Source organism: Pseudoalteromonas sp. B131b (assembly GCF_037162545.1).
In the GTDB taxonomy this organism is placed as follows: Bacteria; Pseudomonadota; Gammaproteobacteria; order Enterobacterales; family Alteromonadaceae; genus Pseudoalteromonas; species Pseudoalteromonas fuliginea.
Window position 1 is genome coordinate 472454 of record NZ_JARLUZ010000001.1, and the last position, 14685, is coordinate 487138.

11 protein-coding genes and 3 pseudogenes are annotated in these 14685 nt (G+C 39.4%); 6 read left to right on the top strand and 8 right to left on the bottom strand.

Annotated elements, in window-relative coordinates; genetic code table 11:
• Positions 1-27: 27 nt before the first annotated feature.
• The 5 genes and pseudogenes from P4S65_RS02300 (at position 28) to P4S65_RS02320 (ending at position 5933) form a co-directional block, all read left to right on the top strand.
• Positions 28-849 carry a class I SAM-dependent methyltransferase gene (locus P4S65_RS02300; protein ID WP_007376020.1) on the top strand — a complete coding sequence of 274 codons (822 nt, stop codon included), beginning with the start codon at positions 28-30 and terminating at the stop codon, positions 847-849.
• A 15-nt stretch (positions 850-864) separates the two neighbouring features.
• Positions 865-2148, top strand: coding sequence for a phosphoribosylamine--glycine ligase (purD, locus tag P4S65_RS02305; RefSeq protein ID WP_337119495.1), 1284 nt, complete (start codon positions 865-867; stop codon positions 2146-2148).
• Between the two features lie 113 nt (positions 2149-2261).
• A pseudogene (locus P4S65_RS02310) lies at positions 2262-4801 on the top strand (EAL domain-containing protein).
• Positions 4802-4823: 22 nt separating this feature from the next.
• Entirely contained in the window at positions 4824-5633 is an 810-nt protein-coding gene (locus tag P4S65_RS02315) for a DUF2797 domain-containing protein (protein ID WP_337119496.1), read from the top strand.
• 6 nt (positions 5634-5639) lie between these two features.
• Positions 5640-5933: a hypothetical protein gene (locus P4S65_RS02320; RefSeq protein WP_337119497.1), complete on the top strand. Its 294-nt coding sequence runs from the start codon at positions 5640-5642 to the stop codon at positions 5931-5933.
• Positions 5934-5946: 13 nt separating this feature from the next.
• On the opposite strand, the gene P4S65_RS02325 is transcribed toward P4S65_RS02320, so the two are convergent.
• The 6 genes and pseudogenes from P4S65_RS02325 to P4S65_RS02350 form a co-directional block, all read right to left on the bottom strand.
• The gene (locus P4S65_RS02325; protein ID WP_337119498.1) at positions 5947-6864 is read right to left on the bottom strand and encodes a histone deacetylase family protein; all 918 of its coding nucleotides are present in this window, start codon (positions 6862-6864) and stop codon (positions 5947-5949) included.
• 103 nt (positions 6865-6967) lie between these two features.
• Positions 6968-8509 carry a serine hydrolase gene (locus P4S65_RS02330; RefSeq protein ID WP_337119499.1) on the bottom strand — a complete coding sequence of 514 codons (1542 nt, stop codon included), beginning with the start codon at positions 8507-8509 and terminating at the stop codon, positions 6968-6970.
• Between the two features lie 15 nt (positions 8510-8524).
• Positions 8525-9019, bottom strand: coding sequence for a gamma-glutamylcyclotransferase family protein (locus tag P4S65_RS02335; RefSeq protein ID WP_337119500.1), 495 nt, complete (start codon positions 9017-9019; stop codon positions 8525-8527).
• Between the two features lie 26 nt (positions 9020-9045).
• Complete coding sequence (locus P4S65_RS02340; protein ID WP_337119501.1) at positions 9046-9684, bottom strand: LysE family translocator; 639 nt, start codon at positions 9682-9684, stop codon at positions 9046-9048.
• Positions 9685-9695: 11 nt separating this feature from the next.
• Positions 9696-10468, bottom strand: a pseudogene (locus tag P4S65_RS02345) (hypothetical protein).
• Entirely contained in the window at positions 10462-10983 is a 522-nt protein-coding gene (locus P4S65_RS02350; protein ID WP_337119502.1) for a CreA family protein, read from the bottom strand. Before P4S65_RS02350 ends, P4S65_RS02345 begins: the two are co-directional and overlap by 7 nt.
• 204 nt (positions 10984-11187) lie before the next feature.
• Here P4S65_RS02350 and P4S65_RS02355 point away from each other — a divergent pair, with 204 nt between their 5' ends.
• Positions 11188-11517 carry a 5-carboxymethyl-2-hydroxymuconate Delta-isomerase gene (locus P4S65_RS02355; RefSeq protein ID WP_007376008.1) on the top strand — a complete coding sequence of 110 codons (330 nt, stop codon included), beginning with the start codon at positions 11188-11190 and terminating at the stop codon, positions 11515-11517.
• Between the two features lie 69 nt (positions 11518-11586).
• On the opposite strand, the gene P4S65_RS02360 is transcribed toward P4S65_RS02355, so the two are convergent.
• Together P4S65_RS02360 and P4S65_RS02365 are read right to left on the bottom strand one after the other, a co-directional pair.
• Positions 11587-13185 (bottom strand): EAL domain-containing protein, encoded by a 1599-nt coding sequence (locus tag P4S65_RS02360; RefSeq protein WP_337119503.1) that lies wholly within the window; start codon positions 13183-13185, stop codon positions 11587-11589.
• A 267-nt stretch (positions 13186-13452) separates the two neighbouring features.
• Positions 13453-14632 (bottom strand): annotated as a pseudogene (locus tag P4S65_RS02365) (IS3 family transposase).
• Positions 14633-14685 lie beyond the last annotated feature (53 nt).

Consider the following 14685-nt stretch of genomic DNA (forward strand, 5'->3'; position numbering starts at 1 on the left):
TAAAATTATAATGTGAAGGAACAAACAATGAAATTTGCGCTAAAATCGCTACTTGTAGCCACACTAACGATGACATCGACTATGGCGCTTAGCCATAACCACGAATCGAGCCTTGAACATGCACTTCAATCAAGCGAACGCAGCGCTAAAAACAGCGTTCGTGACGAATATCGTCACCCGGCTCAAACACTGGCATTTTTTGGCTTTAAACCAACTATGACAGTTGTTGAAATTGCGCCCGGCGGTGGTTGGTATAGTGAAATTTTAGCGCCAGCACTAAAAGAGCAAGGCACTTATTATGCCGCGCACTTTCCTGCTGATTCATCAGTTGGCTACTACCAACGCTCTCTTGCGGGCTTTAAACAAAAAGTAGCTGAAGATAAGCGTTTTAGTAGCGTTAAAATTACTGAGTTTGCACCTGTAACACATTTAGATATTGCGCCAGCTGGCAGTGCCGATATGGTTTTAACATTTCGTAATGTACATAACTGGTACATGGGCAAAGATAAAAGCGGTGCATTAAGTGCATTCCAAGCTTTTTATAAAGCCCTTAAACCAGGTGGTACATTAGGTTTAGTTGAACACCGTTTAGCTGAAGAACGTGCTGACGAAGATCAAAAAACATCAGGTTATATGAAGCAGAGCTACGTAGTAGACCTTGCTAAACAAGCAGGGTTTGAATTAGTAGCAAGCAGTGAAATAAATGCAAATCCAAAAGATACAGCCGATCACCCTAAAGGTGTATGGACGCTACCACCAAGCTTAAGACTCGGCGAACAAGATGCTGATAAATATAAAGCCATTGGTGAAAGCGACCGCATGACGCTGAAATTTAAGAAACCGCTTTAAATAGGAATTTTCGCCATGAATGTTTTAGTCATTGGCAGCGGCGGCCGCGAACACGCACTTGCGTTTAAAGCCGCTCAAAACACCAAAGTAAATACTGTATTTGTAGCCCCTGGTAATGCAGGTACTGCACTTGAACCAAAACTTGAAAACGTAGCAATAAACGTTGACGACTTAGATGGTTTACTTAGTTTTGCACAGCAAAATAAGGTAGAGCTTACTATTGTAGGTCCTGAAATACCGTTAGTACTGGGTGTTGTTGATAAGTTTCGTGAACATAACATGGCTATTTTTGGCCCAACGGCGGGCGCAGCTCAGCTTGAAGGCTCTAAATCGTTTACTAAAGACTTTTTAGCACGTCATAAAATCCCAACGGGCGACTACCAAACGTTTGAACAGATTGAGCCTGCTCTTGCTTATTTAAAAGAGAAAGGCGCGCCAATTGTTGTAAAAGCAGATGGTTTAGCTGCGGGTAAAGGCGTAATTGTAGCCATGACGCAAGCCGATGCCGAAGAAGCTATTCGCGATATGCTTGCGGGTAATGCTTTTGGCGATGCGGGAAGTCGTGTTGTTATTGAAGAGTTTTTAGACGGTGAAGAAGCGTCTTTCATCGTAATGGTTGATGGTAAAAACGTATTACCATTTGCGACCAGTCAGGACCATAAACGCGCTTACAATGGCGATGCGGGTCCTAATACGGGTGGCATGGGTGCATACTCACCTGCGCCAGTTGTTACTGATGAAATCCACCAGCGTATTATGAACGAAGTGATCTACCCTACGGTAGAGGGCATGGCAAGCGAAGGCCATCCATACACAGGCTTTTTATACGCAGGTTTAATGATTGATGAAACAGGCACCCCTAAAGTCATTGAGTACAACTGTCGCTTTGGCGACCCTGAAACTCAACCAATGATGCTACGTTTGCAATCAGACCTAGTTGAATTGATTGAAGCCGCTAACCGTGTAGAACTTGATAAAACAACAATTAAGTTTGACCCACGTGCAGCTGTTGGTGTTGTACTTGCCGCTAAAGGTTACCCTGGCGATTACCCTAAAGGCGATGCTATTTCGGGGCTACAAGTTGATTACCCTGCGGGTGAAAAAGTGTTTCATGCGGGTACTAAGCAAGATGGCAATGACGTTGTAACCGCAGGCGGTCGCGTATTATGCGCAACAGCACTTGGTAATACTGTTACGCAAGCGCAGCAACGCGCCTATGAGCTTGTTAAACAAATAAGCTGGGATGGTATGGAATATCGTACAGATATTGCTTATCGTGCTATTGCCCGCGAGCAATAGGCTTAAAATACCTGTTTATTGGTATAACCAGTTAATTTAACTACAAAAGCGCAGTCTCTCTGCGCTTTTTTAGTGCTACACTAATTAAAAGTTTTTTTAAAAGTACGCAAACGTTGGAACTAAGAACTTTACGTTATCATGCAATTGCTGTTGCCATACTAGTACTTATATTTTTTATTATAAGTACACTGGCATCAAACCTCGTCGTGCCTACACGATATACAATTGATAAAACCGCGCCCGTATATCTTGATTACGCGTACTATATTGATGAAACTAAGAGCCTTACTTTTAACGATGTTATAACCCAGCCGCAGTTACTCACTCATCAAAAATTTTCGGAAATACCATGGAGTTTTACTCAACAAAATTATTGGCTGTTTCTCGATTTAGAAAATAAGAGCTTCAAAAAAGAAAACGTTGTTGCCCATTTTGATAACCCCATGGTTGATCACCTAACTATTTTTCGACTCAATAAAAACAACCAATTAATTGATACTTATAAGCTCGGAGATAAAGAACAAGCACTTACTTTATTTCAATACAGTGTGCCGCATATCCGCTTTTCGCTCGAAAGTAAGTCCTCACAACGACTCGTAATGAAAATAGATACGATAGGTATAAGTAAAACACCTGTAAATTTATATCGTGATAAAGAGTTTATTGACTTAGTGCGTTCGCAAACAGGGATTTGGGGGATTTTTGTTGGCGTATTGCTAATGGCTGCACTGTACAATCTTGTTCTTTATTTTGGTATAAAAGACCGAGTTTACTTAATTTATATTGGCTACATTATTAGCGCTATTATACTAATGGGAGCGGTATTAGGTTTTGGCTTTTATTTATGGCCAATGGAATGGCAATTATTTATTCACGAAAAAATAGTACTTGGTAATTACGGCGTTGCTTTTTTTACACTCTCCTTCTGTATTATGTTTTTACGTTACCACAAAGAAAAATGCTGGCGCTATAAAATGAGTACAGCGCTACTTAAGCTTATGTTTGTTCTTGCTGTAAGCAGCCTTTTTATCCCTGAAAATATAGCAGCACCTATTTTTTTGGAGTGATGAGCCTACTTTATATAGCGTGTATTATTTTAATTTATAACAAATTACGTAGTGGTTTTAGATGGGCTAAATTTTATGTTTTTTCATGGGTGCCACTAATTTTTGGCGCGGCGATTCAACCTATGGAACTGACTGGCCTTTTACCTTATAGCTTTACCACACGCCACGCCTTTTTAATGGCTATACTATGCGAAGTAATATTAATGGCAATGGCATTAGCAGACCGAGTTAGGTATCAGCGTGAACGTGCTTTATATCACGCTACGCACACTCAACAAACAAAGCTTCTTAATAGTGCTAAGCTCAAGCAAACCTTTATGGAGTTACAAGCAAAAAACCGCTCAACAACTTTGTGTTTGATTAAAATACGCCACTTTAACTCTCTTAATACTATAATTACCCCTTCTCAAGGCTATGCACTTATAAAACATATAGCGAGAGAATTAGAGTTAGAATTGAGCCACGAGCGCGAATTTATAAATCTTGATACTAACTTAAACACCATCCCTCGATTAGCCGATCTCAATAGCGGCGTATTTGCCTGTATTTCGACTAAAACACAAAACCAAGAAATGCTAGAAGCACTTCTCACCAAAGTAATTAGCAACTTACCAAAACAATACGAAATAAAAGGGCTAAACCTGCAACTTAATTACAGTATTGGCATTAGCTGTGCGGGTAAAACTAACGACTTTGAGTATTGGTTAAAACGTGGATATTTAGCACTTAAAAAAGCAAAAAGTAGTGTTAATCAAGTAGGGTTATCATCAAACGTGAATAACCAAATGATGGACGTTTCCTTAGCTGCAAAGCTACAAAAAGCCATAAAAACAAATCAACTTACACTCTATTACCAGCCACAAATAAATTTATTAAATAACCAAGTAATTGGCGCAGAAGCTTTACTACGCTGGCCCGATCCAACCTTTAATAATTTACCGATTGAAGAGTTAGTAATTCTTGCTGAACATACAGGTATTATTAACGAACTAACACTGTGGGTCATTGAACAAGCGTGTAAAGATATTGCCGAACTAACAAAAAATGGTTACATCAATCATACTATTAGCGTCAACCTCAGCGCTAAAAACTTGACCATAAATAACTTAGCTGAAAAAGTAGAAAATATACTCATTAAATACCAAGTACCGGCTCGTTTACTTAAGTTTGAACTAACCGAATCAGCTTTTGTAGAGAGTCAAGATGCACTCATTAAATTAGTTGATGAATTATCGGCATTAGACATTAACGTTGTTTTAGACGACTTTGGTACAGGTTACGCATCACTTAACTACTTAGTTAACTACCATTTTAGTGAACTAAAAATAGATAAGTCGTTTGTTTTTGATTTACCTAATAACCCCACTCATCAAGTTATTGTACAAACAGCCATTGATATGGCGCACAACCTTAATTTATCAATAACAATTGAGGGGGTAGAAACTCAGGAGATTCATCACTTACTTAAAGACATGAATGCTGATTCTGCCCAAGGTTATTTATACGCAAAAGCACTGCCTTACACCGACTATTTACACTTCTTAAAAAGCCAATATAGCTTAAAAATGTTAGACTCCTCTTTTTAACATCTTTAGGGGCCAAGTAAAGATGCAAGGCACACTGCGTAAACTAAAATCGAGTTTAACCGAACCAGTACAATATCACTTACCTGTAGGTGAGCACTTAGTAGACTTAAATGCATTTATAGGTAAGGAGCTTACGCTCACCTTTAGTGGCACTATTTTATGTTCTAACTGCGGTAAAAAAACCAAAAAAAGCTATTCTCAAGGTCACTGTTTTGTATGCATGCGCAAGCTCGCTAGTTGCGACATGTGTATTATGAAACCAGAAACTTGCCACTACGATCAAGGCACTTGCCGAGAGCCACAGTGGGGCGAAGAAAATTGCATGATCCCACACTATGTGTATCTCGCTAACACCTCTGGATTAAAAGTAGGTATTACCCGCCACACACAAATACCGACTCGTTGGGTGGATCAAGGCGCTACTCAGGCATTACCTATTTTTAAAGTGCAAACTCGCCTGCAATCGGGTTTAGTGGAAGTTGCTTTGGCTGAATTTATTGCCGACAAAACTAATTGGCGTAATATGCTAAAAGGTCAAAACGACGCACTTGATTTAAAAGCAGCCGCAGCCGAACTAATTCCACAAATTAGCGAAAAACTAAACGAGCTAAGTGAGTTATTTGGCGCAACAGCAATAGAGCAACTTGACGAAGATGTGGTTGATTTAGATTTTCCAGTAACCGAATACCCAACAAAAATCAGCTCATTTAACTTTGATAAAGACCCTGTTGTAGGTGGTGTTTTACAAGGTATTAAAGGTCAGTACCTAATCTTTGAAAAAGGCGTTATTAATATTCGTAAATTTACGTCTTATGAAGTAACCGTAGGCTAACGGGCTATGTTAAACAGCTACCCACAGTTATTGGTTATTTATAATGAGCTTGAGATAGCTCAAAACCAAAAAGAGCAACAAGAGTGCTTACACAGCGTTATGCAAAGTGAGCTAAGCGATGTGCGAGTACTTAATAAGCAAGGTGACTACCTTAATTTACAAGGCACTGTTTGCCCTGAATTGAATGGCGAGCAGCTAGCACAGCTTGTTACAGCTTACTTATTAAATGAAGGACAATGTTGCCTTGGTAAAATAAAAACCCTAAGCACAGCGCAGGCGTTTGATTTACTAGGGCTATAAACACTCTTATTATTTAAACCTCAGTAAGCACTTTTATATGCGCTACAGCACTGCGACCTAACGCTGATAGCGCATAGCCACCTTCTAAATACGAAATAACCCCTTTGCAACCGCCCTCCTTTGCCACACTGCATAGCTGCTCGGTGAGCCAAATGTAGTCACTTTCAACAAACTTTAAGCTTGCCATATCATCTTCTAGGTGCGCATCAAACCCTGCGCTTATAAAAAGCAATTCAGGCTTAAACGCTTTTAATTTTGGTAACCATTGCCCAGTAAACACGTCTTTTAGGTCGTCGCCATTACTAGCAATTGGCAGAGGGGAATTAACTATATGGCTATTATTTTTAACTGCTGTATTTGGGTAAAACGGATACTGAAATAACGAACAAAGCAGTACATTTTCGTCATCAATAAAAATGTCTTGTGTGCCATTACCATGGTGTACATCAAAATCCGCAATAGCAATGCGTTTAACCCCTTTGCTTTGTGCGTACTTAACGGCAATAGCTAAGTTATTAAACACACAAAACCCAGATGATGACGCTTTATTAGCATGGTGTCCTGGCGGGCGTACTGAGCAAAAAGCAGCATCGAGTTTATCGGCAAGTATTTCATCAACAGCTAACAATCCTGCACCTACTGCACGCTCAATCGCTTTAAACGAATCGGGGCACAGCCAAGTATCGCCATCTAAATTAGCGAGTCCTTCGGTTGGTAGTGTAGTTTCTACGTGTTTAACTAAAGCTTCATCGTGAGCAAGTAAATAATGCTCACGCTCGGCCTTAGGTGCTTGCAGGTGTGTTAAGCCAACATCTACACCGCTGGCTAATAATCTGTCGGTTATTGCATCTAAGCGCTCTGGGCACTCAGGATGGTCGTCTATCATTTTATGCTTACGGCAATGAGGATGAGAAATAACAGCGGTACGCATAAAAAGTCCCTTACAAGGTGTAAAAACTTAATATAACAAAGCCACCGGCTGGTGGCTTTGCGACTTTGGTTTATATCAACACTTTAAATATCAAAACTATTAACTACTTTGCTTTTAAATGCAGGTTTCTAAAATCAAAGCTAAAGTCGGTCACTTGTGTTGATACTGCACGCATTTTAGCGCTGTTTACACGATTACTAACATCCATATCAAAGGTAATAAACGCATCTGCTTCAAGTAGCTTTTCATCCCACTTAACAATAAATGTATTGCCAGTGTAGTGCTCAAGTGTGCCTTTTAAACGTTTAGTATGCGTAAAATCAATGTGTAATTTACTATCGAGCTGCTCAATAATCACATCACCATACCAATTGTCGTGCAATGTACCGGTGTAATTAATATTTGGTAATTGTGGCTGGTAGTCAGCAGGTGCTTCTGGTTTTGCATTAGCGTACGCTTTTTGTTTTCTTTCAAAATGGCTTTTAGCTAGATCTTCTACCCAGTCTTTATCTTCAAGTTCAAGCGCATCTTCAAGTACTTCATGGGTTACCGCCGAAAGCGCACCAAAAGCTTGTTGGTTAGATAAAATAACAATACCGAGTTTTTTCTCAGGCAATAAAGTAACTTGCGATACCATACCTAAAATACCACCGCCGTGACCTAACTTTTTAAAGCCGTGGTAGTCTTCAATGCTCCAACCTAGCCCATATCCTCTAAACTGCTGATGGTACGACTCAAACGCGCTTTTAGATGCCATAGACGTAATATGTGGGTGCCACATTTGCGCTTGTTGCTTTTCGCTAAACAGCTGCTCGCCATTAGGCATTTTACCGCCCGCTAATTGCGTACGAAGCCATTGACTCATATCGCTTACACTTGAAGCGATGGCGCCTGCGCCTCTAAAGTCTTCTAGGTAGTTCACAAAAAAGGGATGAAGTGAGCCATCCATAGGAATATGACCTGTTGCCCAGTTAGTGTTGCTTTTTGGGATGCGTGAAAAACCTGCGCGTGAGTTATCCATGTGCAGCGGTTGTAATATATTTTTTTCGATGTAATCGTTCCAGCTCATACCCGACACACGTGCAACCACTTCGCCAGCGGTAACAAACATCAAGTTGTTATAAGCGTACTTACTACGAAAGCTGCTCGCTGGTTTTAAATACTGTAACCCCGCTAAAATTTCATCAACGGGCTTATCCGTGCTTGGCCAAATCATTAAATCGCCTTGCCCAAGCCCTAGCCCACTGCGATGACTTAATAAATCACGAATACGCATCTCGCGTGTTACGTACGAGTCGTACAATCTAAACTCTGGTAAATGATCAATTACGCGGTCATCCCAGCTTAATTTTCCTTCATCAACCAACTTGGCAAGTGCTGCAGTTGTAAACGCTTTCGTGTTTGAAGCAATACCAAACAAGGTATCTTTGTTTACTTTTTTGTTGGTATCGAGATTAGTTACACCAAAGCCTTTAGCAAATATCACTTTATCGTTTTCAACAATGGCGACTGCCATACCGGGTACGTCAAAACGTGCCATTGACGCTTTAATAACGTCGTCAATTTTGTTGGTATCGACTTGTGCCCAGCTACTAAACGTAGTGCTTGCTAGTAATGCAATTGCGGCTAATTTGGTTAATTTCATATCAATCCTATTTTATTATTTTTGATGAACTGCAAATTCAATTTCGGCACGCTCTTTATTGGTATCGCTTTTGTGCGGCCTATTGAGTATTGCATCACTGTATTCTTTTGGTACGCCTGCTTCAAGTGCGCCGCGATGAACGTGTTTTATGTACCAATCATATGGGAGTACATCGCTGTCATGGGTATTAGCTATATAACAATGTGCGGCTACAGTCTCACCCGTTAAAAGCGTTGGGGTTATATCTACGCAGTCGTAACCTGCGCCCTCAATACTGTCTAAAATGGTTTTCTCTTCTTCATTAAGCTCATAAATAACGCCATAAACCAACGCATCTTCTTTATTGCTTGGGCAAATACTGCACTTACCTGAGCCATCTTTAAATAACATATCAAAAGTAAGCTCGTAACCTTCAAGTACCGCTGTTCCTACACGCTTTACATTCGGTAAACGCGCCAACAAACGGTTAGATGACATATTAGAGCCAAACGAAAAATTATATAACGGCATTTTATCTCCTGCGCTTTTTAAATAAGTTAAATAACAACACGTACTGCAAGGGCAATTAAAATAACGCCAATTCCACGGTCAAACCAATAACCGCGCTGCTGGAAAAAGCCCCTTACATTATCTCGAGAAAGCATTATTGAAAGCATTGAAAACCACACCCAAGTAGCCAGTGCCATGTACACGCCATAAACGACCTGCACGCTAGTAGGTGTTGTTGGACTAATCACGAGTGTAAATAACGACATAAAAAATAACGTGGCTTTTGGGTTTAATGCATTGGTGAAAAAGCCGCGTCTAAAAGCAACCCAAACAGGTTCCTCTTGAACGGTTTTGTTTTCAATATCTTTTGCAGCCTCGCCTTCATTACTTGCAGGCGGTTTTGCAGATCTAAGAGCTTGTACGCCTAAATACGCTAAATATGCACCAGCAAGGTACTTAAGTGTCATAAATAAACTAGGCGATTGCGTTAAAACAAGCGCTACACCTAACACGCAATAGGCAACGTGCAGTAAAATAGCAGCGCCAACACCGGCGCTTGTCCATAATGCATTGCCCCTACCTTGTTGCACACTTTGCTTGAGCACAACGGCAAAGTCAGGCCCAGGGCTTGCTACTGCAAAAAAATGAGCAATAACAATCAGTAAAAATTCATCTAAGTATTCCACGCAAGTCCTTGCTAGTTTGGCGAATAAGCTAATAACAGCGGGTTGGCCGAGTTATTTACCAATGCTTTAATTTCTTTTTGTGCTTTTTTAAACTGACCACGCAGATGCGGTTTTAAGTGTTTTTTAGAGACTTTATCGTTTTTAAAGTAGCTAATAAGGGCATGCATAAATACCGTATGTGTTTCACTTAACTTAGCTTCACGGTTAGCGTATGGATTATAACAAGAGCCACAACCCCTTTAAACTGATACACCGTGTTGCTCATCATCACACCAAACCCTAAAAAACAGGCAAGCGCATCGGCAGCTTGTGGTAAATACTCCCTACCACCTGGCGGTAGCACCCCAACGTGATGAATAAGTATGGTGGCCAGAGTACCCGCATAACTTGCTACTAAATCTTGTGGTTGATTAATCTGATTAGGATTAAAAGAAATGCTGACCTTATGGCTTGGCGGCACAATTAAATGACTGCCTTCTCCACGTATTTCATTGCTAAATTCAAAGTGTGGAAAAACCTGAGGCTGCAATTGCTGAGGCGCAACTAACTGAATAGGCCACGCGCTCATACCTGCATAATTAGTAACGCGGGTAAAAACGTTAGTCGCCATTTCTTCAATACTTGATACCGAATCAGGAAAAAACGCTGCTGTCGGCAATATTATTTTTGTTTGCTTAGTAAAGTACTCCGCATCAAAATTCTCTACCGCCCAAATAAACGTATCAATAAGCCATTGCTGTTCTTGATCTTCCAATAATGGTGCCGATTTAAATAAAGCTAACATAAGGTGCTCTTATAAGTTTTAGGTGCTAGTTTAGTTTTTTGTGTAAGCGCCCATTCCCACGCTTGAGTATTGTATAGCGGCACTGTTGATAGCGCATGATGATGGCTGCCACTGGATTCTTTCGTTGAGTACGATAAATACAATAAGGTGCGGTTTTCAGCATCGTAAATACGACGCACCTTTAAAGATTTAAATAAAATACTTTTAGATGATTTAAATACCACCTCGCCCGACTTACTTCGGTCAATTTCTTGTAGCTGCTGCGCTGTAATAGGCCCCGTTTGTCGACACGCAATTGACATATCAGACGGATCAGAAAAGTCTAAATCAGCTTCAATATGGCTAATGTGGCACGTAACACCTTTAATAATCGGATCTTGCTGCGAATTAACCACGACATCTTTAGTTGTAAATAACCCAAGGCTTACCGACGCAACATCATCAGAGCAAGCACTCAACGTAACTACCGCACCTGCAAGTAAAGCTAAACGTTTAAATTTTTGTGGTAATTTCATACTTATCCTTATCTATAATAGGTAACTTAGCATCTACGTCACTAAGCAAAGGTTCACCTGTTTGTTTTATACTAACATCAAAAATAAATACGACTAAATTAGTTTAAAGTAAAGATTTTAGATAGCCCTAGGTTTAGCGAACCCTGTTGTATTTGATACAATTAACCCTCGCTAATGCAGTAACTCATAATAGGAAACGCCTAAATGCCGCATATTATTATTGAACACTCAGAAGACCTCCCTGTTTTACCACAAGTACTAGTAGAGAAAATTCATAACAGTACTTTTGAAAGCGGACTTTTTGATTTAGAAACAATTAAAACACGCGCAATTGCATATCAACAATACCAACTAGGTATAGGTAAAGAAGGGTTTATTCATATTCAAGTGCATATAATGGCAGGGCGAACGGTAGAACAAAAACAAATGTTAAGTGAGCACCTACTCGCATGTTTAAAAACCTACTGCAGAGACTCTGATAGCTTAAGCGTCAATATTTACGATATGGATCATGATGTATATCGTAAAAATTAGAACGTATTTTTAGAAAACGAGTAAACATTCGATGACGCTGCATTACTGTTGCACAAAACTTTTTTAAATTTAAAGTATGCGCTTCTCAAGGTTACCAATAATCTGACTCACAGGGCTCGCTTTGTGATAAAGCCAACCTTGGTGTAAAAATACCCCTTTTGATAAAAGGTAATCAGCTTGCTCTTGGGTTTCAACCCCCTCAGCAACAACATCAATTCCAATCGTTTTAGCAAGCTCAATTAATGCATCAAGCAAAATAGCCAGTTGTGACTCAGTGCCTATAGCACTGACATAACTTCTATCAATTTTTAATATGTCTAAAGGCAATGCCTTGAGGTACTGTAAGCCCGCATAACCAGTTCCAAAGTCATCAATTGCAATTAGAATATTTTGATCTTTGAAGTCTTGCATAGTCTGAATGACTTCTTGATCGTCTAAATCAATTAACTCATTTTCTGTCAGCTCCAGAACCAAGTGAGGAATAACAGCGTTTAACGCAAAAACTAACTGTTTAAAATAAGCATCCTTTAAATGCTCACCTGTAATATTAATGTTTATTTTTATATTGCTATCCCAACCAATTAACTCTGCGGAGTCTGCTATTAAGTTTTTAATTACAGCATAGGTAAGGCTTATATTCAGGTGATTGCTTTCGATATCAGGTAAAAAACGATTTGGTGTTAAAACACCTTCAATAGGATGCTTTAAACGAACCAATGTTTCAGCCCCAGCAAACTGTTTTATATTCGAATCCCAAATGAGTTGATAATAATTAACAAAACGCCCTTGTTTTAAATAATTTCGCAATTCACTTTTTCTACTTTGGTAGTTTTGTTGATACACCTCAGTAAAAATGAAAATCAACAAAAAAATAATGATATACAAAGCAACATGGCTATATGAGGGGTAATACACATCTTCGTATAGTACGTTTTCATCAATCGCTATCATTAAGGCAAGGCGTGGTAAATATTTCAGTGGCTCAATAATTAAAAAATGTTTTTTTGCATCATCAAATACGACACCTTTTACAGTAAGCGGTTTTGTTAATGGAAATAGCGGGTAGTTAATCGGTAAAGTATAATCCCCAACCACTGTTACTACTTTACCTTTTCTAGCATCAACAGTAGCAACATAAGTATAATTTCTATCGAGTTCATTAATACGGCGATTTAACAGCGATTGCGGTAGCAATGCATTAATTTCGTATCCATCACTTCTGGTTTTAGCGATAATTAAAGCGGTTTCACCAATAAAATTAGCAGCAATAGGCCCAAAAAAGCGTAATCGTTTAGATTTAGTTGGTTTAATTCCGGATGTTTTCATAGGCTTTTTAAGTTTTTGCCAACTCGTACAAATTAAATTACCTTTAGGGTCTCTAATCCCTAGTTCAGCTATATTTTGAATATTAAAGTGCGCTTTACGCAGTGCTAACAACGTTGCTGGGGTACAAGAAGGAGTAAGGTTGTCATTTTCAACAAAAAAATCATTAAGCTGCTTTAACTGTTTATTTAAATCGCTTTTAAACCAATTAAAATCAGCCTTTACTTGAGAGCGCAAAAAAGCTTTTTTAGAAACAACCTCTAATGGGTAGTCAATCAACATAACTAGCAATACGCTAATAGTAGCAATAACGAATGCTTTAAACTTATACTGAAACTTTGGCACTATACAATTCCCAGAATGAATGGCTTTCAAAACTCCAATAAACATAACCTAATACTAACAATAAATTAATTTACATAAACACTTAAATTTTACTTTTGACTAGCAATGTTGCTAAAAACAGCATTATTTCACTTCCATCAATAGTGGCTAAAAATTTAATTGTATTTAACTCTCAGTTAAAAAATAGCAAAGAGCGTATGAGCTTTTAACAATAGCCAAAGTATCAGAGCGTAAAGCTGATAGCCGTCCAGCGCTAGACTGTAGTGGTCAACTAATTTTGGCCACAGTTTTAGAATCTTGATATCTAACCTCAGATTCATTTGGTGCTAAACCGGCATTATAATGATGCGGCCTAACATTGTTGTAATATCCATTTATGTAATCACTCACGCTATATTTAGCGTCTATAAAGTTTCCATATCCAATCTTTGGCATCCATTCCGTCTTAAAGCTTCTAAAAATCGCTCCATTGGCGCATTATCCCAACAATTTCCACGTCTACTCATACTTTGTGTGATTTTATAGCGCCATAAACGTTGACGATATTTTAAACTTGTATAATGGCTACCTTGGTCTGAATGGAACATGAGTCCTGTCGGTTTCCCTCTGCTTTCATATGCGAGTTCAAGCGCTTTTAGCGTTAAATTAGTATCTGGTGACAACGACATTGCCCAGCCAACCACTTTGCGTGCAAATAAATCAATAACCACGGCTAAATAAGCCCAGCGATTGCCTGTCCAAATATACGTCACATCACCGCACCACACGGTATCCGGCTCAACAACATCAAACTGTCTATCAAGCAGGTTTGGGATTTCAAGGTGTTCATTACCACCACGTTTATATGAATGTTGAGGTACTTGGCAGCTTTCGAGCTTTAATTTAACCATTAGCTTAGCTGCACGATAACGGCTCAATTCAAAATCATTGTTCGTTGCTATCGCTGCGATTGTCCGTGCCCCTGCTGAACCACCACTCATCGCATGTATTGCTTTTACTTCAGCCTCTAATCTTGCTTGCTCAGGTGTCGGCGCTGTATCCCGTATGGCCCAGTACTTATAGCTGCTGCGATGCACATTGAATACGCTACACAGCAGACTAACTGGATAACGCTCTCGTTGATTTAACTTCTCGATTAACGAGAATTGTTCAGGGAGTCGGACATCAAGAGAGCGGTAGCCTTTTTTAATATATCCTTTTCTAATTCAATGCGTTGGATTTGCTTTTTAAGTTCGCGGATTTCAATTTGTTCGGGCGTCATTGGTGAAGCTGTGGGTGTCTGACCATTGCGTTCTAGCTTTAATTGAGTAACCCATTTACTTACGGTTGATTTACCCACCCCCATAGCTTTTGCTGCGTCTTCTTGCGTATAACCTTGGTCTACTACAAGCTGAGCCGTTTCTAATTTAATTGCCGCTGAATATGTTGCGCGTTTTAATTTCGTCATTTTTTCACCCAAATTTGTATGCTTATTAGCATAACATTTCTTTCTTAATGGGT

What these genes read in the sequence shown, in the direction of transcription:
- P4S65_RS02300 (WP_007376020.1), top strand. Translation starts at nt 28, where the DNA reads ATGAAATTTGCGCTAAAATCGCTACTTGTAGCCACACTAACGATGACA.
- purD (WP_337119495.1), top strand. Translation starts at nt 865, where the DNA reads ATGAATGTTTTAGTCATTGGCAGCGGCGGCCGCGAACACGCACTTGCG.
- P4S65_RS02315 (WP_337119496.1), top strand. Translation starts at nt 4,824, where the DNA reads ATGCAAGGCACACTGCGTAAACTAAAATCGAGTTTAACCGAACCAGTA.
- P4S65_RS02320 (WP_337119497.1), top strand. Translation starts at nt 5,640, where the DNA reads ATGTTAAACAGCTACCCACAGTTATTGGTTATTTATAATGAGCTTGAG.
- P4S65_RS02325 (WP_337119498.1), bottom strand. Translation starts at nt 6,864, where the DNA reads ATGCGTACCGCTGTTATTTCTCATCCTCATTGCCGTAAGCATAAAATG.
- P4S65_RS02330 (WP_337119499.1), bottom strand. Translation starts at nt 8,509, where the DNA reads ATGAAATTAACCAAATTAGCCGCAATTGCATTACTAGCAAGCACTACG.
- P4S65_RS02335 (WP_337119500.1), bottom strand. Translation starts at nt 9,019, where the DNA reads ATGCCGTTATATAATTTTTCGTTTGGCTCTAATATGTCATCTAACCGT.
- P4S65_RS02350 (WP_337119502.1), bottom strand. Translation starts at nt 10,983, where the DNA reads ATGAAATTACCACAAAAATTTAAACGTTTAGCTTTACTTGCAGGTGCG.
- P4S65_RS02355 (WP_007376008.1), top strand. Translation starts at nt 11,188, where the DNA reads ATGCCGCATATTATTATTGAACACTCAGAAGACCTCCCTGTTTTACCA.